17 protein-coding genes, 1 tRNA gene and 1 pseudogene are annotated in these 22,778 nt (G+C 70.0%); 7 read left to right on the top strand and 12 right to left on the bottom strand.

Translation table 11 applies throughout. The annotated features are described in order from the left end of the window. Positions 1-9 precede the first annotated feature (9 nt). The 3 genes and pseudogenes from BA022_RS00370 to BA022_RS00360 all read right to left on the bottom strand — a co-directional run bounded on the left by BA022_RS00370 (position 10) and on the right by BA022_RS00360 (position 4,051). Complete coding sequence (locus BA022_RS00370) at positions 10-651, bottom strand: OmpA family protein (RefSeq protein WP_228403671.1); 642 nt, start codon at positions 649-651, stop codon at positions 10-12. A 59-nt stretch (positions 652-710) separates the two neighbouring features. Then, positions 711-1,313 (bottom strand): hypothetical protein, encoded by a 603-nt coding sequence (locus BA022_RS00365; protein ID WP_228403669.1) that lies wholly within the window; start codon positions 1,311-1,313, stop codon positions 711-713. A 288-nt stretch (positions 1,314-1,601) separates the two neighbouring features. Next, a pseudogene (locus BA022_RS00360) lies at positions 1,602-4,051 on the bottom strand (UvrD-helicase domain-containing protein). Positions 4,052-4,106: 55 nt separating this feature from the next. Here BA022_RS00360 and BA022_RS00355 point away from each other — a divergent pair. The 3 genes from BA022_RS00355 to BA022_RS00345 all read left to right on the top strand — a co-directional run bounded on the left by BA022_RS00355 (position 4,107) and on the right by BA022_RS00345 (position 6,151). Next, positions 4,107-4,823: a hypothetical protein gene (locus tag BA022_RS00355; RefSeq protein ID WP_088886198.1), complete on the top strand. Its 717-nt coding sequence runs from the start codon at positions 4,107-4,109 to the stop codon at positions 4,821-4,823. Between the two features lie 190 nt (positions 4,824-5,013). Further along, complete coding sequence (locus BA022_RS00350; protein ID WP_088886197.1) at positions 5,014-5,991, top strand: GMP reductase; 978 nt, start codon at positions 5,014-5,016, stop codon at positions 5,989-5,991. An 84-nt stretch (positions 5,992-6,075) separates the two neighbouring features. Beyond that, positions 6,076-6,151, top strand: a tRNA-Lys gene (locus tag BA022_RS00345). A gap of 118 nt (positions 6,152-6,269) precedes the next feature. On the opposite strand, the gene BA022_RS00340 is transcribed toward BA022_RS00345, so the two are convergent. The 9 genes from BA022_RS00340 to BA022_RS00300 form a co-directional block, all read right to left on the bottom strand. Continuing rightward, positions 6,270-7,490: an NnrS family protein gene (locus BA022_RS00340; protein WP_187305994.1), complete on the bottom strand. Its 1,221-nt coding sequence runs from the start codon at positions 7,488-7,490 to the stop codon at positions 6,270-6,272. Between the two features lie 62 nt (positions 7,491-7,552). After that, positions 7,553-8,386 carry an ATP-binding cassette domain-containing protein gene (locus BA022_RS00335; RefSeq protein WP_088886196.1) on the bottom strand — a complete coding sequence of 278 codons (834 nt, stop codon included), beginning with the start codon at positions 8,384-8,386 and terminating at the stop codon, positions 7,553-7,555. Beyond that, positions 8,383-9,174: an ABC transporter permease gene (locus tag BA022_RS00330; RefSeq protein WP_015914019.1), complete on the bottom strand. Its 792-nt coding sequence runs from the start codon at positions 9,172-9,174 to the stop codon at positions 8,383-8,385. Before BA022_RS00330 ends, BA022_RS00335 begins: the two co-directional genes overlap by 4 nt. A 1-nt stretch (position 9,175) precedes the next feature. After that, positions 9,176-9,505: a DUF2149 domain-containing protein gene (locus tag BA022_RS00325; protein WP_015914020.1), complete on the bottom strand. Its 330-nt coding sequence runs from the start codon at positions 9,503-9,505 to the stop codon at positions 9,176-9,178. Then, complete coding sequence (locus tag BA022_RS00320) at positions 9,502-10,047, bottom strand: MotA/TolQ/ExbB proton channel family protein (protein ID WP_088886195.1); 546 nt, start codon at positions 10,045-10,047, stop codon at positions 9,502-9,504. Before BA022_RS00320 ends, BA022_RS00325 begins: the two co-directional genes overlap by 4 nt. Positions 10,048-10,060: 13 nt before the next feature. Continuing rightward, complete coding sequence (gene cobN, locus BA022_RS00315; RefSeq protein ID WP_088886194.1) at positions 10,061-14,071, bottom strand: cobaltochelatase subunit CobN; 4,011 nt, start codon at positions 14,069-14,071, stop codon at positions 10,061-10,063. Between the two features lie 85 nt (positions 14,072-14,156). Beyond that, entirely contained in the window at positions 14,157-16,109 is a 1,953-nt protein-coding gene (locus tag BA022_RS00310; RefSeq protein WP_088886193.1) for a TonB-dependent receptor plug domain-containing protein, read from the bottom strand. After that, the gene (locus BA022_RS00305) at positions 16,094-17,224 is read right to left on the bottom strand and encodes an ABC transporter substrate-binding protein (protein ID WP_088886192.1); all 1,131 of its coding nucleotides are present in this window, start codon (positions 17,222-17,224) and stop codon (positions 16,094-16,096) included. Before BA022_RS00305 ends, BA022_RS00310 begins: the two co-directional genes overlap by 16 nt. Before the next feature lie 10 nt (positions 17,225-17,234). Continuing rightward, positions 17,235-19,397, bottom strand: a complete 2,163-nt coding sequence (locus BA022_RS00300; RefSeq protein ID WP_088886191.1) for a TonB-dependent receptor family protein — start codon at positions 19,395-19,397, stop codon at positions 17,235-17,237. 75 nt (positions 19,398-19,472) lie between these two features. On the opposite strand from BA022_RS00300, the gene BA022_RS00295 reads away from it, so the two are divergent. From BA022_RS00295 to BA022_RS00280, 4 genes are all read left to right on the top strand, one after another. Continuing rightward, entirely contained in the window at positions 19,473-20,213 is a 741-nt protein-coding gene (locus tag BA022_RS00295; RefSeq protein WP_228403667.1) for a Crp/Fnr family transcriptional regulator, read from the top strand. Between the two features lie 77 nt (positions 20,214-20,290). Next, positions 20,291-20,683 carry a DUF2946 family protein gene (locus BA022_RS00290; protein WP_088886190.1) on the top strand — a complete coding sequence of 131 codons (393 nt, stop codon included), beginning with the start codon at positions 20,291-20,293 and terminating at the stop codon, positions 20,681-20,683. A 93-nt stretch (positions 20,684-20,776) separates the two neighbouring features. Further along, positions 20,777-21,265 (top strand): copper chaperone PCu(A)C, encoded by a 489-nt coding sequence (locus BA022_RS00285; protein ID WP_088886189.1) that lies wholly within the window; start codon positions 20,777-20,779, stop codon positions 21,263-21,265. A 180-nt stretch (positions 21,266-21,445) separates the two neighbouring features. Next, positions 21,446-22,681 (top strand): multidrug effflux MFS transporter, encoded by a 1,236-nt coding sequence (locus BA022_RS00280; RefSeq protein WP_088886188.1) that lies wholly within the window; start codon positions 21,446-21,448, stop codon positions 22,679-22,681. Positions 22,682-22,778 lie beyond the last annotated feature (97 nt).

Genomic DNA, 22,778 nt, shown 5'->3' with positions numbered 1-22,778 from the left:
TCCCATCCCCTACCGCTCCGGCAATGCCCCGATCACGATCTGCACGCGCCGGTTGCGCTGGCGCCCATCAGGATCGTCCCGTCCATCCGGCGTGGTATTGGGCGCGACAGGCTGGCGCTTGCCCATGCCGCGCGTGGCGATCGGCCGCCCCGTGCGCGACTGCAGCGCGGCGGCGACGGCGGCGGCGCGGCGCTGCGACAAGGCGTCGTTGTAGGCATCGCCCCCCTTGCCGTCTGTGTGTCCCACCACGTCGATGGGCGCCTGGGGGTAGCTCTTGAGCAGCTCGGCCGCCTTGTCAAGCGAGCGCGCGGCATCGGCCCGCAACTCGGCCTTGTCAAAGTCAAACAACACATCGGCAGGCAGGTCGATGGAGATGGCCTGCTCGGGCGTGGGCTGGGCCTGCAGTTCCACCAGCAGCGCGCGGGTCTGCTCCAGCCGCTGCGGCGGCACCTCGGCCGCGCGCAGCAGCGTGGCCGGCCCTGCCGCCGCCTGCAGCCGGGTTTCGGTCTCGCGCGGCACCAGGCCGCCGTGCGTCACGTGCGGCTGCAATTGGGTCAGCGGGGCAGCGTCCGCTGGTTGCAAATGGGTGGGCGTCGCCGCGAGCGACTGGCTGCTGCGCCGCACTTCCAATGTCTGCGCCGCAGAGGCCACGGCGGCGCAGCACGCGGCCCACAGGACAGCCCGCCAGGCTGGCGAACACCGCACCGCCATCAGCCCGCCTGCAGCGGCAGGTCCATGGACAGCCCCGGCGCCACGATGTTGTCGCCATCGTTGCCGTCATTGAAGACCAGCTTGAGCGTGCGCGCGGTGGGCAGCACGCGGCCCAGGAAAACCAGTTGCCCATCCAGGGTCTGGCCTTCGCGGATGGTGATGTCCCGGTTGTGGTCCGGCCGCTTGACGTGCAGGCGCGCGCCGCTTTCGTCCTGCAGGTAGGTATCGGCCAGCGCCAGCATGGTGGAGTCGGTGATGCGGTTGGCAAAGGAGATGCTCACATCCAGCACCGTGGCGTCGCCCCCGATCTGCACACTCTTGACGCGCACCGTCACCCCCGCCGGTGCCACGCCTTGCACGCCCAGCGGCAAGGTGCGTGGCGCGGCCGGAGCAGCACCAGGGGGAGCCGCAACCACCGCTGCTGCGGCAGGCGCCGCCGTGGCTGTTGCCGCCGGCGCCGCAGCCGTGGCGGGGGGTGGAGCCGTGGCCGGAGTCGGTGCGGAGGCCTGCACCGCCGCCGTGCCCGCCGGATCCTTGCAGCCCGCGAGCCACACCGTCGCCATGGCCACCGCCACCCAACCCAGGGCTCCTCTGTGTTCCATCCCCATCTTTACTCCTTGCGTGGTGCTTGACAGTGAACGCGCATCACAGGGGTGCTGGCGGCGTTCATTCCCAAGGGGCAATTTATTCGCGGCAATGCGTGCCAGCGGGGTTTCCTGTAATCAAAAGTTATCCTGAAAAATCGATGAGGGACATGCGCTGGCCCCATACGTCTCAAGCCCCACGCGGCATTCCCTGGGCGTGAAGCCCGCGCTGCCTCCCGATGTCGGGGAAATTTCAAGTTACTTTTGAATAGGCAAGACAGAAGGCTGCGGTCTCTGGGCGAGCACTTATTCGACGATGGTGAGCTTGGCCACCGACAGCGCCAGCCACTTGGTGCCGTGGCGCGGAAAGTGCACCTGCGCCCGCGCGTCGGCGTCCGCGCCTTCGATGGCCAGCACCTTGCCCTCGCCGAACTTGGTGTGGAACACCGCCAGCCCCACGCGCAGGCCATGGCCCGGCGCCGCCTTGACCGGGGGTACGGGGGGACTGGCGAACACTTCGGTCTTGAAGCCAAATTGGCCTCTGGCGCCCGACTGGTAAGCGCGAGCAGCTCCTGAATCAGGAGCAAAAGATCCAAACCCTGCCTGGCGCGGTGTGATCCATTTGAGCGCCTCCTCGGGTAGCTCATCAAAAAGCGGCTCTTGACGTTGTAGCGCGTCTGCCCGTGCAGCATGCGCGTCTGCGAATGGCTCAGGTACAGACGCTTGCGCGCGCGGGTGATGGCCACGTACATCAGGCGGCGTTCTTCCTCCAGGCCGTCGCGGTCGCTCATGGAGTTCTCATGCGGGAACAGCCCTTCCTCCATGCCGCCGATGAACACGCAGTCGAACTCCAACCCCTTGCTGGCATGCACGGTCATGAGCTGCACCGCATCCTGCCCCGCCTGGGCCTGGTTGTCCCCCGCCTCCAATGCGGCGTGGGTCAGGAAGGCCGCGAGCGGCGACAGCGTTTCGCCGGTGTCGGCATCCACGTTGCCAGGAGCATTCAGCATCGGCGCGTCGGGGTCCAGCCCCTGGCTGGCCGGGCTTTGCGTGAGGGCGTTGCCATGCTCGTCCAGCGGCAGCGCGACCGCATCGCGGCCAAAGCCCTCCTGGGTGACGAAGCTCTCGGCCGCGTTGATGAGCTCGTCCAGGTTCTCCAGCCGGTCCGCGCCTTCCTTTTCGTGGCGGTAATGCTCCAGCAGGCCGCTGGATTCCAGCACCTGGCCGATGATGCCGCGCAGGTTCTGGCCCTGCGTCTGCTCGCGCAGCACTTGAACCAGGGCCACGAAGGCCCCCAGGTTGGTGCCGGCCTTGCCAGGCACCGCACTCACCGCGTCGTGCAGCGAGCAGCCACTGCTGCGCGCCGCATCCTGCAGCACCTCCAGCGTGCGCGCGCCAATGCCGCGCGGCGGGAAGTTCACCACGCGCAGAAAGCTGGTGTCGTCGTGCGGGTTCTCCAGCAGGCGCAGGTAGGCCAGCGCGTGCTTGATCTCGGCGCGCTCGAAAAAGCGCAGCCCGCCGTACACGCGGTAGGGCACGCTGGCGTTGAACAGGGCCGATTCGATCACGCGGCTCTGCGCATTGCTGCGGTAGAGCACAGCGATCTCCTTGCGCGGCATCTCGCCGTCCCGCACGAGCTGCTTGATCTCATCGACCATCCACTGCGCCTCGGCCAGATCGCTGTTGGCCTCATAGATGCGCACGGGCTCGCCCGGGCCCTGCGTGGTGCGCAGGTTTTTTCCCAAGCGCCGGCTGTTGTGGCTGATCAGCGCGTTGGCCGAGTCCAGGATGTTGCTGTAGCTGCGGTAGTTCTGCTCCAGCTTGATCTGGTGCTGCACGTCGAACTCGCGCACGAAGTCCTGCATGTTGCCCACGCGTGCCCCGCGAAAGGCGTAGATGCTCTGGTCGTCGTCACCCACGGCCAGCACGCTGCCCTGCGTGTGCAGGCGTCCGTCCACCACGTCGCCCGCCATCTGCTTGAGCCAGGCGTATTGCAGCTTGTTGGTGTCCTGGAACTCGTCCACCAAAATGTGCGCAAAGCGCCGCTGGTAATGCGCCCGCACGGGGTCGTTGTCGCGCAGCAGCTCAAAGCTGCGCAGCATCAGCTCGCCAAAGTCCACCACGCCCTCGCGCTGGCACTGCTCCTCGTACAACTGGTACAGCTCCACCTTCTTGCGCGTGTCGGCATCGTGCGCCGGCACGTCGCGGGGGCGCATGCCCTCTTCCTTGCAGCCAGCGATGAAGTAGGCCAGCTGCTTGGGTGGGAAGCGCTCCTCGTCCACGTTGAACTGCTTGCACAGCCGCTTGATGGCCGAGAGCTGGTCCTGCGTGTCCAGGATCTGGAAGGCCTGCGGCAGGCCTGCCAGCTTGTGGTGCGCGCGCAGCAGGCGGTTGCACAGGCCGTGGAACGTGCCGATCCACATGCCCCGCACATTGATGGGCAGCATGGCTGAGAGGCGCGTCAGCATCTCCTTGGCCGCCTTGTTGGTGAAGGTCACGGCCAGGATGCCGCCCGGAGTGGCCAGACCGTTCTGCAGCAGCCAGGCAATGCGCGTGGTGAGCACCCGGGTCTTGCCGGAGCCGGCGCCCGCCAGGATGAGCGCATGGCCGGCAGGCAGCGTCACGGCGGCCAACTGCTCGGGGTTGAGGTTTTGCAGCAGCGGCTGCACCGCCTGGGACGAAACCCCGGTATCGCCGGCACCATTGCCAGTGCCAAAAGGCGCTGGCGCGCCGGAAAACAGGTCATGTGGGAGCATTCCGCCATTGTAGGAACGCGACCGGCGCATGCAGCCGCTCGGGCTTTGTGGAACCATGGCACCCATGCGCTATTCACTGCTCACCCTGCTTGCCTGTCTCGCCATGCCCCTGGCGATGGCGCAACCGCGCGCCTCCTGCTCCAGCGACGCCCAGCCCAAGCCCACGGTGCTGGTGGAGCGCTTTCTCAACGCCGACTGCGCCAGCTGCTGGGCGGAGCCGCCAGCGGTCGCGGCTGCTAGCCGGGATTCGCTGGTGCTCGACTGGATCGTGCCCGGCACGCAGGGCGAAGATGCCCCGCTGTCTGCCGCGGCCACGCCCGATGCATTGGAACGTCTGCGGTCACTGGGGCGCGAGGTGCCGCAGCGCAGCGACACCTTCGTGAGCAGCCTGCCCACGCTGCCCACCACCGCCCTGCTGCGCGTGGCCCACGGGCCCGCAGTGGCGGACTACGTGGGCGCGCATCTGCGCTTCATTCCCCCGCATGGCAAGACTCCGCGCCGCCTCCAGATCACGCTGCTCATGCTGGAGGAAATACCCGCAGGCACCGAGGGCAACCCGGTCACGCGCCACCTGGTGCGCAATGTCTTTCACGGCGTGTGGGACGCGCCCGGGCAGCGCCCCTCACAGGAGCGGGGCGGCTGGCTGGAGATACGTCCCATGCGCATACCCCACGGAGCGCAGCCCGAGCGCCTGCGCATGGCGGCCTGGGTGCAAGGCGATGGCGGCGACTGGGTAGGCGCCGCACACACCTACTGCGGCACGGGTCATTAAAGCGAAGGCAGCGCGGCGGGTAGAATCAATCACCGGGCCCAAGTTTCTTGCGCCCGGTTTTTTGTGCCTGCGCACTGCAGGGACCGGCCCGGCCATCACGCCTGCGGCCCGCAAAAGCCGGAAAGCAAGCCAAGCGCCCCATCGCCCGCGAAATCCCTCGCGCGCGACCTCTACAGGAGCTTGGAACCTCATGGAAATCTTCGACTACGACAACATCCTGCTGCTGCCGCGCAAGTGCCGCGTGGAAAGCCGCTCGGAGTGCGACACCAGCGTGGAGCTGGGCGGGCGCCGCTTTCGCCTGCCCGTGGTGCCCGCCAACATGAAGACGGTGGTCGACGAGAAGATCTGCACCTGGCTGGCGCAGAACGGCTACTTCTACGTCATGCACCGCTTTGACCTGGACAACGTGCAATTCGTCAAGGACATGCATGCGCAAGGGTGCTTCGCATCGATCTCGCTCGGGGTGAAGCAGCCCGACTACGACACGGTCGACCGCTTTGTGGCCGATGGCATCTGCCCCGAGTACATCACCATCGACATCGCGCACGGCCATGCCGACAGCGTAAAGAACATGATCACGTACCTGAAGGCCAAGATCCCCGCGGCCTTCGTGATCGCCGGCAACGTGGGCACGCCCGAGGCCGTGATCGACCTGGAGAACTGGGGCGCGGACGCGACCAAGGTGGGTATCGGCCCCGGCAAGGTGTGCATCACCAAGCTCAAGACAGGCTTCGGCACGGGCGGCTGGCAGTTGTCGGCGCTGAAGTGGTGCGCGCGCGTGGCCACCAAGCCCATCATTGCCGACGGCGGCATCCGCAGCCACGGCGATATTGCCAAAAGCGTGCGTTTTGGCGCCACGATGGTGATGGTGGGCTCGCTGTTCGCGGGCCACGAAGAATCGCCCGGCAAGACCGTGGAAGTGGATGGCGAGCTGTACAAGGAGTACTACGGCTCGGCGTCCGACTTCAACAAGGGCGAGTACAAGCACGTCGAGGGCAAGCGCATCCTGGAGCCCATCAAGGGCAAGCTGGCGGACACCCTGACCGAGATGGAGCAGGACATCCAGAGCTCCATCAGCTATTCGGGCGGCAAAAAGCTCACGGACATCCGCAAGGTGAATTACGTGATCCTGGGCGGCGACAACGCTGGCGAGCACCTGTTGATGTAAATTTTTCGGCCGATGTCGCAGCGAGGCGAAAAAAATGGTGCATAATCCATGGCTGTGCTGCAACGCGGCACCTCTGAAAAGAGAGGGCTCTTAGCTCAGTTGGTAGAGCAGCGGACTCTTAATCCGTTGGTCGAGTGTTCGAGTCACTCAGGGCCCACCAAAGACAGCCAAGCCGAATCCGCACCGCGGATTCGGCTTTTTTCATGGCGATCTGGGCTCCACGCCAGCCCGGCTCTCCCGCTCCTTCGCCCGCTTGATGCGGGCCTTCTCCTCCCCACCTATTCAGGCCCATCGCACCCCTGGCGCCCATCGCTGCGCGGCCGCCACAGCGGCGGGCCGATGCGCCACAGAACCGCCAGGAAGGCCAGGCACCAACCTGCAGCCGCCAGGGCCAGCCAACCACCTCCCCCGCCCATCCCGCCAGCGGCCGCACGCACGGCCGTCGCCACCAGCAGCGCGGCCGCGCCCAGGGGCACCCACCGCCCGGGGTCCGGTGCCAGACCGGCGTGGGCACGCCCGGCGATGGCGATCACCACGTAAATGCCCAGCCCCACGGTGCCCATGCCCATCAGGTGCCGGCCTGCAGCGGTGCCGGGAAGGACACCCAGATGCGCCAGCCCCAGCGCGCCATAGCCCAGGGCCATGCAGGCGTACATGGCGTAGAGCAGCAGCGGAAACCGCCGACGCCACAGGGCGGCACCGACGTGCCAGTCACCCATCAGGTGAAAGACCGCCGCCGAGGCAGCCAGCGCCAGCCAGCCCGCCAGCGCGCTCGCCGGGCGCAGGAACTCGGCCGCGGTGTACAACGTGATGCACAGTGCCGCCAGGTGGCGCCGCGGCGGGCGGGCCACGTAGGGAGCGGCACCCGGCGTGACCTCCTCGATGGCGCGGTTCACGATGCGCATCGAAATGCGGCTGGCCGCCACCACGATGAGCAACATGAGCACGCCCAGCGCCGCATGCAGCCACCGCAGCCCCGCCATGCCGCGCAGCGCATCGGCGTAGAAGCCCGCCGCCGTTCCTGCCAGAGCCAGCAGCAGCACGCCAAACGACCCGTGCCGTCGCCCTTGCGGGCTGCGCAGCGCGGGTGCCAACACCGCCAGCAGCGCCAGCGGCAGGCCCACCTGCGCCGCGGCCGCCAGCCACAACGCCACACCGCCGGCATGGCCTGACACCCAGAACCCCAGCCGGCCACACAGCCACAGCAGCACCAGCGCGCGCAACTGGCTTCGCGTGGCGCCAGGCCTGCCGGTGAACTCCGGCAGCGCCGTCAACGCAAAGCCCGCCACCGCCGCCATGGCAAAGCCGTAGACCAGTTCATGCACATGCCACACCAGCGGCCCGCCGACCACCCGGGGCACGGGCCAGCCCAGCGCCAGCACGAAGGCCCACCAGCCCAGCAGGCCGATGGCCGCCACCATGGTCAATACAAAGAAGGGGCGCATGCCGCACATCCAGATGGGATGGCCGCTGCGCAGCAGGTTCGCGGGGTGATTCATTTCAAAAAAAGGAGCTGCTCGCGCTTTCCCTGCAATGGCTGGCGGCATTTTTCATATCAATTTCAACAACCACTGCGCTGCGGCCCGCCGACCATGGCGGCGGTGGCGTGCCAAGTGCCCGCAGCCGCCACGCTGTCGTCCGCGTCCGTGGCGGAGCCCGCCCTGTCGGGCAACCCGAACGCGGCACGCACCGCGGGATGCTGCTGCAACTCTGCCGCGCAGCGGTGCATCAGCGCATCGCCACGCGCTACCGCCGCGCCGGGCGGGTGGTAGCGCGCCACGATGCGGCCCGGCGATGCGGCCATCACCAGCACCTCGTCCGCCAACCGAACGGCTTCCATCAGGTCGTGGGTGATCAGCAGCACGGCCATGCCCGTGTGCGCCTGCCGGGCCAGCAGCAACTGGTGCAACTGGCTGCGCAGGCCCACATCCAGCGCGGCAAAGGGCTCGTCCATCAGCAGCAGCGCGGGTGCCAGTACCAGCGCGCGCGCCAGCGCGGCACGGCTTTGCATGCCGCCCGACAACTCGGCCGGGTACTGCGCCAGCGCCGCAACCGGCAGGCCCAGCGCCTGCGCCATCTCGGCGGCCTGGCGGTGGCGCTCGGCTCGCGCGGCCCCTCGCGCCTTCAGGCCCAGTGCGATGTTGTCGCAGGTGGTCATCCACGGCAGCAGCCGCGGCTGCTGGAACATCACCGCGGTGGGCTGCAGGAGCTGCTCGATGCGGCCCTGCTGCGACGCCAGCAAGCCGGCGCACAGGTGCAGCAGCGTGGTCTTGCCGCAGCCCGAGGGGCCCACCAGCGCAACGATGCGCCCTGGTGGCACCTGCAAATCGATGCCTTGCAACACCATCGCCGGCCCGTAGGCGTGGTGCAGCGCCTCAATCTGCAGGCCGCTCATGTGCCCGCTCCCCGCCAACGCTCCAGCTCGCGCTTGATGGGCTCCAGCAGCGCGTACTCGAGCACCAGCAGGCTGCCCACGACGGCGCAGATCCAGGCCAGCGATGCGCCCGTGTCCAGGTGCGAGCGCGTCACCGCCAGCGCCGCGCCCACGCCGTCGCTGGTGGCCAGCAGTTCGGCCATCACGGCCACTTTCCACGACGAGCCCAGCGCCGTGATCCACGCGGGGAAGAGATACGCCGCCACATGCGGCAGGTACAGATCGGTGAGGCGCATGCGCCAGGGCAGGCGATAGGCGCGCGCCATGTCCTTGAGGTGGTGGTCCAGCGTGCGCGTGCCCTGCAGCGCGCCGATGAACACCACCGGCAGGCAGGCCACGAACACCGTGAACACCGGCGTGCCATCCCCCGCGCCGAACCACAGCATGGCCAGCACCAGCCAGGCGATGGGCGGCATGCCCAGCAGCAGCGTGACCCAGGGCCGCGCCATCATCGAGGCCGTCATCGACAGCCCCGCCAGCAGTCCCAGCGCACTGCCCACGGTCACCGCCAGCAGCAGGCCGGCAAGCGCACGCCGCGCGGTCACGGCCAGCTCGGGCCAGGCAACGCCCGATTGCACCAGGCCCCAGAGGGTGGCGAAGGTGGTCATCGGGTCGGGCAGGATCAGCGGGCCATACAAGCCCGCGCCCAGCTCCCACAGCGCCACGAACAGCAGCAGGCTGGCAGCCGCGCCCCAGCCGCTCCAGAGGTACGCGGGAATGCCGCGCAGCCAGCGCCAGGCAAGGCCCATGTCAGCCGCCCTCCCCCGGCTCGGGCACGTAGACCATGGAGCCGTCCTTGAGCCGGTAGGCCACGCCGGCCTTGGCGCCCTCGCCCTCCCCGATCTCGCCGCTGGCGCGGTAGCGGTCGATCTTGCGGCCGTCCTTCACGATCACCTCCATGCTGGGCTGGCCGGGGTTCTTGATGACGGTGACCGATTCGCTGCCAAAGGGATTGACCGCACTGTTGGCCACCGCCAGCAGCAGCGCCGCGATGATGACCAGGAACACATCGATGAGGTTGACGACCGAGAGGATGGGGTCATCCGTCTCCGTGTCGTCCAGCAGGCGCAGGCGGCTCATTGCACCCCCTCCATCGCCAGCGCGGCCACGGGGTCGTGCACGGGCGCCGGCGCGGGCGGCAGCACCGGCGCACCCTGTTCGATGACGGCCAGGTCCACGGCATACCAGCGCCGGCGCACGTTGACCACGGCATAACTGATGGCCGCCGCCAGCAGCGCGAGGATCACCGCCGAGAACGCCACCATGAGGTTGCGCGAGACGTCGGCCAGTTGCCCGTCGGCCAGTGCCATGAGCGCAGGCCCCATGGGGATCATGGTGGCCACCAGGCCCAGCATGGGCGCCACGCGGGTGGCAATGCGGGCGAACTCCAGCCGCTTCGTGGCCAGCGCCTCCAGGTCGATCAGCGAAAGCGCCGGATTGCGCGCCCGCGCGGCGGCCAGTTCAAACCCCCCGGGCTGGCCCCGGTGGCGCTGCCACGCCTGCCATGCGAAGGCCCCCAGCGCATAGAACGCATGCACGAACAGCAGCGCGATGGCGATGAGCACGGGATAGAGGAAAAGCTGGCTGGCGACGTACATCGCCGATTCGATCGGATTGGTCATGGTGTATCGAGGTTCAATGGGATGGACCAAGGGCGCGCCGGCGCTGGCGCAGGGCGCCCGCCGCGGTGATGGCCGCAAGCAGCAGCCCCAGCGCGGCCGTGGCCAGCGTAGGTCGGGGGGGCTGCACCGGCTCCACGGGTGCCAGGCGCATGCCCGTTACCGTGGGCGGTGGCGGCACGGGTTCGGGGGCCGGATCGGGCGGGGCCTGCGGCTCAGGCACCGTCGGCGCTTGCGGGGCCACGGATGGCGTTGCCGTGGGACGCGCGGCGCGCGCAGGCGGCTGCAGGCCGAAGCCCATCGCGGCGGCCTGCGGCGCCCCCTCGGCAACGAAGGACGCAAAGTGCGCGTTGTCGCTGCGCACGTCGAAGCGCCGCGACAGGTCGCGCCAGCGGCTCTTGAGCGTCTGCAGCGTTTGCGCATCGGCCTGCCAGTAGCCCTGGCGCGCGGCCTCCAGCATGCGCTCGATGGTCTGCGCCAAGGCGTGCGGGTTGTGCTGCTCGAACCACGCATCCAGGCCCAGGCGGTGCTTGTCGCGCACGTAGACGTCGGCCATCTCCTGCCACTGGTCGTCGCGCACGATCTCACGCGCTACGGCCGTCCAGCCCCAGAAGTTGTTGGTGGCGTCCAGCACCTGCAGCGTGCCCGCGTAGCCTTCCTTCATCAGGCCCTGGATGTAGCCGGGGTGGAACTGGCGCGTCGCCAGTTCCTTGGCAAGAAACTGCGCCGCGCCTTCCACGCGCCCGCTGCCCGGCCCGCGCAGGTTGCTGATGAGCAGCTGCGGAGCCTTGCCGTCGAGGTGGCGCACGGCCAGCGCAATGCCGCCCAGGTACTGGAACGGGTCGTCCGTGGTCAGCATGCCGTAGGTATTGGAGCTGCGCGAGAGCACGGCGGCCTGCGTGCCGCGCAGGTGCTCGGCATAGAGATTGCCCGTCCCGTCCTTGCCGCCGCGTTGCGCGGCAGGCAGGCTGCCCCACTCGGACTCGTCGGGCCCGTAGGCGTACTGCATGCGCGAGAGATAGAGCTGCGCGAGCTTGCGGTCGCCCTCGGCCTTGCCCTGCCAGGTGTCGGTGGCCAGCACCGCGTCGTCCAGCCCCGTGCCGTAGCGGCCCGACTCGGAAGAGAAGATGCGTGTCTGGCCCGCGCGCAGCGCCGCGCCCTCCGCCATGCCGCGCGCGCGCAGCCGCTCGGCGATGGCGCGGGCGTTGGCCGCCACGGGGTTGTCGGGCTCGTCGGCCTGCGCGGCCAGCTGCGCGGCGCGCGCGAGCTGCTGCATGGCGTTGGGGAAATGGTCGCGGTACAAGCCGGTGGCCGACAGCACCACGTCCACCCGCGGGCGGGCGAGCTGCTTGCGCGGCACCAGCCGCACGCCGGTGACGCGCCCGCCCTGGTCCCACACCGGCTCCACCCCCATGAGCCACAGCGCCTGCGCCTCCAGCATGCCCTGGTGGCGCATGGTTTCCACCGACCAGAGCGAGAAGGTGAACTTGGTGGGCGCGGTGCCGCCATGCTGTTCGCGGTAGGCGGCAATGAGCTGCTCGGCGGCCTGCTTGCCGGCCTCCCAGGCCTGCGGAGTAGGCACGCGCGAAGGGTCGAAGCCATACAGGTTGCGGCCCGTCGGGTAAGCGTCGGGGTTCTTGAGCGGATCGCCGCCGTAGGACGTGGGCAGGTGCCGCCCCGCCAGCACGGCGAGCAGCGCCGGCAGTTCGTTCTGCGCGCCGATGGCCTGCCACCACTGCCGCGCCTGGGTCATGTGGTGTCGCAGCGGCGCGGGCAGCGCGTCGTCGGCTTCGCCCTCCAGCAGATGGCGCGCCAGCAGGCGGTAGGGCACGGTCTGCGCCATGCGCTCGTAGTCGCCCACCAGGGCTTCGTCGATGTCCTCGGCCGGTGTGCCCGCATGGCGCGCGGCCGCCTCCCAGTAAGGGCGGCCCAGCATCAGCAGCACGGTGCCCAGGCGGTGCGCGTCGGCCGGCGCGGTGCCCAGCGTGTGCAGGCCCAGGGGCTGGGCGGTCTCGGCCAGTTCGTGCAGGTGCGCATGCAACTGGTTGACGAAGCCCGCGAAGTCGGCGCGCGCCTGCGCGGCGGTGAGGCCCATGTCGGCCACGATGCGCTGCTTCTCGGCGCCCGCCAGCAGATCGGCGGCGATGCGCTCCTTCACCGCGCCCTCGTCCTGCGCCACCCAGGCGTGCAGCAGGTCGTGCAGCGCGGTGAGCTGCGCATGCAGCCCCGCGGGCTGAAACGGCGGCGTCTGGTGGCTCACGATCACCGCGCGCCCGCGCCGGCGCGCCTGCTGCGCCTCGCCGATGTTGTCGGCGATGTAGGGGTAGGCCACGGGCACGTCGCCCACGGCCAACATGCCGGGGTCGGTCACGGCCAGGCCGCGCTCCTTGCCCGGCAGCCATTCCTGGCTGCCGTGCGTGCCGAAGTGCACGAAGGCATCGCCCACGTTCCGCCGCGCCCACAGGTACACGGCCAGGTAGTGGTGGGAAGGCCAGGCGCTGGTGGAGTGGTAGAGCGACTTCTCCTTGTCTGCCCACTTTTCGCCACGCGGCGGCTGCGGCAGCAGCGCCACTTTGCCCAGCATGAGGCGCGGGATGACGAAGAACGCCTGGCCGCCTTCGCGCACCACCATCGACGAGTCCTCGGGCGCCCCCCAGCTCTTGTACAGCGCATTGCGCGTGGCCGCGGGCAGCGTGGCGAGCCAGGCGCGGTATTCCTGCACCGGCAGGCGGTCGGCCAGACCATCGCGCAGCAAGGGCGCCAGCATGCCGTCGCGGTAGGCGGGCGCGAGCAGGCGCTGCAGCTGCGCGATCAGCGGCTGCTCGTCCGCGGCCTGGGTGTCGTAGCCCGCCCCGCGCAGCGCAGCCAGCGTGGCCTGCAGGCTGCGCGGCACGTTGAGGAACGAGGCCGACAGGTTCTTCTCCCCCGGCGGGTAATTCCAGAAGAACACGGCGATGCGCTTGTCGGCGTTCGCCTTGCGCTGCAGCGCCACCAGGTTGATCGCCTTGCCGACGACGGCGGCGGCCTGCGCGGCGATGGGCACGACCTGCTCGTCCCCCGCGCGCGTGGCGGCGGCCACCTGGATGTCCACCACGCCCGCGTACTCGGCCTGGGCCAGGTAGAAGGGCACATCCATGAGGGCCACGCCCTGCGGGCTGGCGGCCCACGCGGCCTCGTCGCCCCGTCGGTAGGGCATGGCCTGCAGCACGGGCATGCCCAGCCGCGTGAACTCGGCGCGCCGCTCGTCGGCGTTCAGCATGATCTGCGTGTTGATGAGCACGTCGGCCAGCACCGGCGTGCCCGCGCCGCCGGGCTGCAGCACGCGCGTGACGCCGCCCGGGTCGAGCATGGGCGTGTAGAACGCCAGCGCCGTGGCGCCGGCGGCTTCGATGCGCGCGATGAGGTCGTCGATGAATGCCGTCTGCATCGAGGCGATGTACTGCTGGTGCAGGGCGATGGCGACCACGGGGCGGCGCTGGCCGTCCGTGGGGTCGACGCCCTGCGCGCGCAGGTACGCGGCAGGGTCGGCCGTCACCAGGCCCGGCGCGCGCGGGTGGTAGATGCCGGTCTTGGGGAACACCACGGGCGCCGGCGCCGCCCCCAGCGCGTCGCGCCCCTGCAGCTGCGCCGCCAGCGTGGCGAAGAACCCCTCGAAGTTCTGGCGCCCGCCGCTGGCGTAGTAGCGCACGAGCCGCTGCGCCACGGCCTCGGGCAGGCCGCCGCCCCAGGCGGGGCGCGCGTCGTACAGCCAGGCATGCGGCAGCGCCAGGGCGGGCAGCGCGCGCGTGAGCCGCGCGCGCACCTCGTCCTGCAGGTAGCTGTCGAAGAACACCGCGTCATGCCCGCGCCACAGCCCGCCGTCCACGTCGGCGGGCAGGCTGCCCAGGAAGCGCACCTCCACGGTCAGCCCGTGCGGGCGCGCGATCTCGGCCAACTGATGGAACTTGCCAGCCGGTACGTTGCCCGTGGCAATGAACAGCACCGATGCCGCCTGCGCCGCGCCCGCAAGCAGCAGCATCAGGCCCATCAACCATTTTTTAAGCAAATCGGCCTCCAACCCTTGTGTATCAAGCGCGAGCAGCTATCAAAACAGTACCGCCCGCGCAAAGCGTTCAGAAATCCAGCCGCGCACTCACGAAGACGCGGCGGCCCTGTTCGGCATAGCCGAACGCGGGGGACTTCTCCGCCAGGCGCAGATCGCCCAGGTTCTCCAGGCCGGCGCGCAGGTTCAGCCGCTGGTGCGCGCCCAGCGCCCAGGCGCGGCCCACGCTCGCGTTCCACAGCGTGTAGGCGGGCAGGCGCTGGCCGGAGCTGGTCTGGCGGCCCGTGTACTCGGCGCCCAGCTGCGCGTCCCAGCCCGCCACGCGCCACGCCAAGCGCGAAGCCACGCTGGTGTCCGGCCGGTCGGACAGGCGCTCGCCCGTGGCCTTGTCACGGGTGCGCAGCAGCGTGGCGTCCATGCTCCAGCGCAGCGCATCCGTGATGGCCCAGGTGAAGCCGGCCTCCAGGCCCTGGATGCGCGCCGCGTCCACGTTGTCGTAGAGGTAGGTGCGGCGCGTGCCCACCTGCTGGATCAGGCGGTAGGTGATGAGCTGCTTGACCTCGGTATGGAACGCGGTGGCGCGCAGCGACCAGGCCGGGCTGACCTGCCAGTCGGCCCCGATCTCGAAGGAGTTGGAGGTCTCCGGCTGGATGTCGGCGTTGCCCCGGAAGGTGTGCGGCCCCTCGGCGCCCACATAGTTCGGCGAGATCTGCTTGAGCGTGGGCGCCTTGAAGGCATGTCCCAGGCCGCCCTTGACCACCAGCGCGGGGCTGGCCTCCCACACCAGGTAGGCGCGGGGGCTCAGCTCGGAGCCGAAGATGCCGTGGTGGTCCGCGCGCAGCCCCAGCGTGGCCAGCAGGTTCGTGCCCAGCGCGAACTCGTCCTGCACGAACAGGGCCTTGTGCGACACGTCGTCGCGGCCGTTCAGCAGGCCGGAATTCACCAGCTCTTCATTGCGCCACTCGCCGCCCACGGTGACCTGGTGGCCACCCCAGCGGGTGGTGGCGTGGCCGTCCACCACATCGTCCGTCATGTCCTGCGCCCGCGTGGGGCTGACGCCGTTGGTGCGGCTGTTGCGCACGCTGATCTCGCTGCGGTAGGCGCGTGCCTGCGCCTTCCAGGCGCCTATCTCGCCCTTCCACCCCACGTGCGTCTGGCGGCGGTCGAGGTCATAGCGGTTGGCATAGGGGCGCGTGCCGCTCACGTCGTCGTAGAAGCGCCGCTCCTCGCCATCGGTCACGCCGGCCTCCAGCCGGTGGCCGGGCGCCAGGTCCAGCTCGGCGTTCAGCCCCAGGCTGCGCGGCTTGCGGCCCTCGATCTCGCTGTAGCGCGGGTCCTCGCGCTGCGCCACGGCGTCGCGGTGGGCGTACTCGGCATTCACCGACAGGCGCAGCCGGTCGTTCAGTGGGCCCGCCGCAAACAGCGAGGCGCCCCCTTCGGCCGCGGCCTCGCCGCCGGCGGGGAAGGCGGCGTTGAAGCCCAGCGAGCCGATCCAGCGGTCGCCCGGCTTGCGTGTGATGATGTTGACCACGCCGCCCAGCGCCTCGGACCCGTACAGCGCCGACATCGGCCCGCGGATGATCTCCACACGCTCGATGGCCGACACCGGCAGCCAGCCGTACTGGTAGTCGGAATGGCCGATCACGTCGTCGCTCGCGCTGATGCGCCGCCCGTCGATGAGTGTGAGCGTGTGCTTGCCCTCCAGCCCGCGCAGCGCGAGCGTCTTGCGCCCCCCCACCTGGCGCGCGCTGAAGGTGATGCCCGGCGCGCCGCGCACGGCGTCCAGCAGGTCGGCCGCGTTGCGCTCGGCGAGGTCCTGCGCGGTGATCACGGTGACGCTGGCGGGCGCCGTGCGGGCGTCCTGCTCGGTCAGTGTGGCGGTCACGGTGACGGGCGCCAGGGCGGTGGCGGCGGGGGCCTCGGCCGCGGCCTGGGCACGCACGGCGCCCGACAGGCACAGCAAGGCGGCCAGGGCCAGCGGATGGCGACGGCAAAGGGTCACATGGATCAAGTGGTGTGGCATGAACGTCCTGAGGAAAGACCGCAGTGGCTGGACGCTGGCGCCGCATTGCTGGCGTGGGGCTGGGCGGGAGAGTGGAAGAAACCGGAGTCGGGCAGCCGCCCGCCCAGCAGCGCGGCGTCGCGCGCGAGCAGTTGCTGGAAGAAGAAGTCGACCTCGGCGCGCGCCCGCTGCGCCGGCACCGCGTCCAGCTGGCTGGTGGCCAGCGCGTCGGCCACGGCGTCGGGGGTCAGCAGGTCGATGCGTGCGGCTACCATGCGGCCGCACTCCTGGGGATGGGCGCGGCACCAGGCGACGGAGCGCGCATAGGCTGCGTCCACGGCCGCGAGCGCGGCGCCTTGCCCGCGCAGGACGCCCACGGCGGCAATACCCGCCTGCGGGATGCGCGGCGCGCGCTGGAACACACGGCCCCATTCCTGCTGTAGATCAGCGCCGCGGTGCAGCTCGGGCGCCACCAGCCCGAGGGGAAAGGACTGCGTCTTGCGCAGCGCCAGGGACACGGCGGGCTCCGACAGCAGCGCATGGCGCACCCGGCGTGTGATGAGCAACTGCATGGCTTCCATGGGCGTGGGCACGTAGCGCACGCGGAAGTCGCGCCGCACGTCCAGCCCCTGCCGGGCGGTAAGCAGTTGCAGCATCAGATCCGGCATGTCGCCGCGGAAAGGCACGGCGATTTCCTCGCCGCGAAAATCCGCCAGCGTGCGCCGCGCGCCATCACGCGTGACGATCCACAGCGCGCCCCAGGTGGAGATGCTCAGCAGCGTGACGCCCGCGCCACGGTTGTAGAGGTTGGCCGCCACGTTGCTGGGCATGGCCAGCACATCCGCCTTGCGGCCCAAGGCCATCACGCGCAGCTGGTCGGGGTCGCGCCAGGGGGTGAACTCCACACGCTCGGCCACGCCCGCCAGCGCCTGAGTCTCGGCCATGTGGATCAGGGGCGCCGAGACGATGGCTGGCGGCCCGGCCAGCACCAGGCGGGCCAGCGGCGCGGCGGGTGCGGCAGGCACCGTGGGAGCCGCCGCACCCCATGCCGGCAACCCGGCCAGCGCGAACGCACCCGAGGTCTGCAGCAGGCGGCGGCGGCCCTGGTCAACGGACTGCACAGGGTTCATCAGCATCGCATCGCCCTCAGAACTGGTAGCTCACGCCCGCCGCCACGTTGCGGCCCAGGCCCGGCAGGTAGCCCGGCTGCGCGGCCGTGGCCTGGTTGCGGATGGCATAGCTGCTGGCGTAGCGCCGGTCGGTGAGGTTGTCGGCCTGCAGGTAGGCCGTCCAGGGGCCGCTCTTCCACTCCAGCTTGAAGCCCAGCAGCGCGTAGGCGTCCTGCTCGCTGCCGGCGGTGTTGGCGTGGTCGGTGGGCGTGTCGGTGGGCATCCAGCGCAGGCTGGGACCCATGCGCCAGACACCCGCACCCGTGGCGACGCGCCACAGCACCTCGGCATTGATCAGGTGGCGCGGCACGCCGGCGATGCGGTTGCCGGCGTAGATGCCGTCTTTGAAGCGGAAGTCGCTGTACGTCCAGGAGCCACGCCAGTCGAGTGCGCCCATGCCCAGCGGCCAACTGCCCGACAGCCCTGCCTCCACGCCCTGGTGGCGCGTTCCGCCGGCGTAGTTGTAGGTGCCCACCTTGATGCCGTTGGCATCGGTGGTGCTCATGAGTTCGCCGGCCACCTGGCTGCGGTACACGGCAGCCGTCCAGTGCAGGGCACGGGCACCCTCGCCCCAGCGGCCTTGCCCACCGACCTCGAAGGTGGTGGCGCGCTGCAGGTCCAGCCGCACCAGCTCGCTGGTGGCCGCCGCGGGGGCGTTGGGCGCTACGGTGGCGGAGACGATCTCCCAGAATGTGGGCGCCTCCTGGCTGCGGCTCAAGTTGGCCCACCAGCGCACGGCCGGCGTGGGCGTCCAGTTCACCCCCACCTTGGGCGTGGAAAAGCTCCACTGCTGTTGCAGCGTGCGGCCGTCCCGGCGGCTGGCGGCGTCGCGTGTCTGGTGGCTCCAGCCCCACTGGCCGACCAGCGTCCATGCCGGCGCCAGGCGCCAGTCGGCCGCCAGCAGCGCCTGCAGGTTGTCGGCCGTGAGGTCATAGGCGCCAAAGCGCTGCAGCGCTGCCCCGTTCACGGGGCTGGTGGCATCCAGATCACGGTCCATGCGGCTGCGCGACCAGCCCAGCGCCGCGCGCCAGGCCAGGGGACCGGCCGTCTGCCCGCTGGCCTGCCACTGCGCACCTGCCGTGCGGCTGCGGGTGATGGTGTAGCTGGTCTGGTTGTTGAACAGGTCGTCCGTGTCCTGCCAGTAGACGCCCAGCTCCTGGCGCAGCGCATCGTCACCCCAGCGCGAGCGGTTGGCCAGGCGCAGCTGCGTGGCTTCACGGCGCGGGTCGCGGCGGTAGACGTTGAGCAACTGGTCCTGCGGCGTGGCGCCGTCGCCCATCACACCGCGCGGCTGGGTGCGCACGCGGTCCTTGGGCACGACGGTGGGGATGTCGAAGTCCAGATCGGTCCACGACAGGTAGGTGCGGTTCTCGAACCCGCCGGCGGCCTGGAACCCCACGTTGGCATGCAGCGCATCGCGCTGCGACGCCGAATGGTGGCGGTAGCCGTCGTAGCGGTCGCCGCTCACGCTGATGCGCCCATCCCACTGCGCGCCCTGCAGGCCGACCGCGCCCTGCAGCGCCTGGCGGCCGAAGCTGCCCACCTCGGCGCGCACGCGGCCCCGCTCGTCGGCGCCCGTGAGCGACTGGAAGTCCAGCTCGCCCCCGAGCGTGGTCGCGCCCGGCGTGAGCGTGTTGGCGCCGCGTCGCACGCTGACCAACGCGGCATTGCGCGGCTCCACCAGACCGATGATGAAGGAGCCATCGGCGTCGTTCAGCGGCAGTCCGTCCTGCAGCAGCAGCACGCCGCGGTTCAGCGGGTTGCTCTGGATGCCCGACCCGCGTATGGACAGGCGCGGCTGGTCCGTGGCACCAAAGAAGTCCTGGATCACGATGCCCGGCTGGTAGTCCAGGGCGTCGCGCAGCGTGGCCAGGCGCGTCTCCTGCTGCGGAGTGGCCAGGTTGGTCCCGCCGGGAACGCGGTCCAGTCGCTGCTGCTCCGCCGCCACGGAGGGGCGCAGCGGCGCGGCCGCTTCGGCATCGCCCTCGGCACGCACGGTCACCGTGGGCAGTTGCGCCGGGGCCTGCGCGGCAGGCTCGGCCGCCATCGCCAGCGGGCACAGCAGCGCCAGGGCGGGGGCCGTCGTGCGGGTCCATGCACGAAGACTGGAGCGAAGGGAAGGAAGGTGGTGCGGCGGCATGAAAGTGAGAGAATTTGAAATAAATGCGATTCATTCGTATTCTCAAAGCATGCCACCACATAACCGGAATATGAAATGACTTTTATCAACGCGACCCCGGGCGGCGCGGCGGACGCGCAACAGAGCGGCTTCAGAGAGGCGAGCAGCCTGTTGGGCACCAACGCGCTGCTGCAGGGCTTGCCGGCGCCGGCATTGCAGGATCTGGCCCAGCATGCCCTCGCGCGCACGCACCCCGACGGGGAAACGCTGTTCCACGAAGGCCAAGCCGCCTGCCACTGCCTGCTGGTGGCGCAGGGTGCCGTGGAAGTGCTGCGCTATGACGCCACGGGCGAGGAGCGCATGCTGCACTGTTTCACCCCCGGGCAGTGGGTGGCCGAGGCGGCCATGTTCATGCCGCACGGGCTCTATCCGATGACGGCGCGCGCGCAAGGCGCCACGCGGGTCTGGCGCATTCCCCGGCAGGCGTTGCGCACGGCGTGCGAGCGCCACCCGCTGCTGGCGCTGCGGCTGCTGGAATCGCTGAGCCTGCGCCTGTACCACTGCGTGAACGAGGTGGACTGGCTCACCAGCAGCAATGCGCAGCAGCGCCTGGCCGCCTACCTGGTGGCGCGGTGCAGCGAGGGCGGCGAGCCGGTCGAGCTGCCCACCAGCCAGCGGCACCTGGCGGCGCGCCTGGGCATCCGCGCCGAGACGCTGAACCGCCTGCTCGCCCAGTGGCAGGCCAAAGGCTGGATCCACGGCGAACGGCGTACCTGGCGCCTGTGCAATGCGCACCAGCTGCGTCAACTCGCTGCGCCCGCCACGCGCACGTTCTGACGCCCTGGCCACAGGGCCGCAACTCGGGTGGCTGGCGGCTGGCCGGAGCGCCCTCACCCACCGATAATGCGCCCAACATGCACATCCTGCGCAACGCCCGTCACCTGGCACGCCTGTTGTTGGCGTGCTTTGCCGTGTCGCTGGGCGTGGCGACGGCAGCGCCCTTCGTGCAGGCAGGCCATTTAGAGCGCGTCTGCACCGCCTCGGGCGAGGAGCGCTGGGTTGCCGCCGGCGGCAACAGCGCGGTGGGCACCAACGATGCCTCCGACCCCGCGCATGCGCTGGACTGCGCCCTGTGCCTGCCCCCCCTGCTGCCCGCTCTGGATGTACCCCCGTGGCGCGGCCTGCAGCAGCTCCCGCATGTCCCATCTGCGGATGTGGTGCGCCAGACCCATGTACCGGCGCTCAGCCGCGCGCCTTTCCCGCCGCGCGCCCCGCCTGCGGCGCCACTCGCCCTCGCACCGTTTTGAAAACGGCGGGCACGGGCCACCGTGCACCCGCCCTTCTCCCGCATACCACGGCAGCGCTGACCGCCTGCCCCATCGTTTATTCAAGGATTTTTCATGTTCTCCCAATCGCTCGTCTCCCGCATCGCCATCACCGCCGCCCTACTCGTGGCCGGCGCAGCCCACGCCCAGGTCACCGTGCAGGACGCCTGGGTGCGCGCCACGGTGCCGCAACAGAAGGCCACCGGCGCCTTCATGCGCCTGACGGCCGCGCAGGATGCCCGCCTGGTCAGCGCCAACAGCCCGGTGGCTGGCGTCACCGAAGTCCATGAAATGAAGCTCGTGGACAACGTGATGAAGATGCGCCCGCTGCCCGCGCTGGATCTGCCAGCCGGCCAGGCCGTGGAACTCAAGCCCGGCGGCTACCACATCATGCTGCTGGACCTGAAGCAGCCCGTCGCCCAAGGCTCGACCGTGCCCCTGACGCTGGTTTTCGAAGCCAAGGACGGCCAACGCACGACACAGGAGTTGCAGGCGCCCGTGCGCGCCGTCAGCGCCACGGCCGCGCCGGCCATGGGCCATGGCAAGCCGCACGGCGGCCATTGAGGCTCATCCAGTACGGCTGAAGGCTTTTTAGACCTCTAGCGCTTGCACAGCAAGCGCTGACAGCTATCAATAGCATAGCTTCCACACGCACCCATCGCGGGCGCGGACGAGGGGGTTGGCCGATAATGCGGCGCTTTGCACGGCGCCTGCGTTGCGCGCCCTCCCCCGATTTCCCACACCATGCACTCTGACGCGGAACACCTGTGGCGCGCGCCGCGCTGGGCACTGGCCATCCTGCTGGCTCTGCTGGGCATGGTGGGGCCGTTCGCCATCGACACGTACCTGCCCGCCTTCCCCGCCATCGCGGGCGCGCTGCAGGCCACACCGGTGCAGATGCAGCAGACGCTGTCGGCCTACCTGTTCGCGTTCGCCTTCATGACGTTGTTCCATGGCTCCCTGTCCGACAGCTTCGGGCGTCGGCCCGTGGTGCTGTGGGGCCTGGCCGTTTTCACGCTCGCTTCCCTGGGCTGCGCACTGTCGCAGAGCATCGGACAGTTGGTAGCGTTCCGGGCGCTGCAGGGCCTGTCGGCCGGCGCGGGCATCGTGGTGTCGCGCGCCGTGATCCGCGACATGTTCCCGCCCACGCAGGCGCAGCGCGTCATGGCGCAGGTGACGATTTTCTTCGGCGTGGCGCCGGCCATCGCGCCCATCGTGGGCGGCTGGCTGTCGGTGCACCTGGGCTGGCACAGCGTGTTCTGGTTTTTGACGGGCGTGGGCGTGCTGCTGTGGGTGGCCAACTGGCGCCTGCTGCCCGAGTCGCTGCCCGTGCACAAGCGCCAGCCGATCCACATGGGCCACCTGCTGCGCGGCTATTGGGAATTGGGCACCAGCCCACGCTTCATCCTGCTGGCGCTGGCCAGCGGCGTGCCGTTCAACGGCATGTTCCTGTACGTGCTGTCGGCCCCGGCCTTCCTGGGTGAGCTGCTGGGCCTAGGGCCCACGGAGTTCTTCTGGTTCTTCGTGATCAACATCGCCGGCATCATGGGCGGCGCCTGGGCCAGCGGCCGGCTGGCCGGTCGCATCCCGCCCAAGCGCCAGATCCGCCACGGCTTCGTGATCATGCTGGCGATGGCGCTGCTCAACCTGGGCGCCAACCTGGCGCTGGCGCCGCATGTGTCGTGGGCGCTGTGGCCCATCGGCATTTTCTCGTTCGGCTGGGCCCTGATGGTGCCCGTGGTCACGCTGCTGGTGCTGGACCTGTACCCGCAGCGCCGGGGCATGGCCTCGTCGCTGCAGGCATTCGTGGGCGCCACGGCCAACGGCCTGGTGGCGGGCGTAGTGGCGCCGCTGGTCATGCATTCGGCCCTGGCGCTGGCGGCGGCCTCACTGCTGCTGATGCTGGTGGGGCTGGTGTCCTGGATCTACCTGCACCACCGCTGGCCGGACATCGGCCGCCACACCATGCACGTGGGCTGAGAGCGGCGCGCGGCCCCGTGTGCCGCGGCGACCGGCGCCCCTGGCGCCGCAGTCGTGCAGCTTCTGCATCTACTCGCCGGGCCGGCTCGGTGCACCC

It is taken from the genome of Diaphorobacter nitroreducens (genome assembly GCF_002214645.1).
GTDB classification, from domain to species: Bacteria; Pseudomonadota; Gammaproteobacteria; order Burkholderiales; family Burkholderiaceae_C; genus Diaphorobacter; species Diaphorobacter nitroreducens.
Note: the sequence above shows the minus strand (reverse complement) of the source record. Positions and strands in the feature narration are given on the sequence as shown.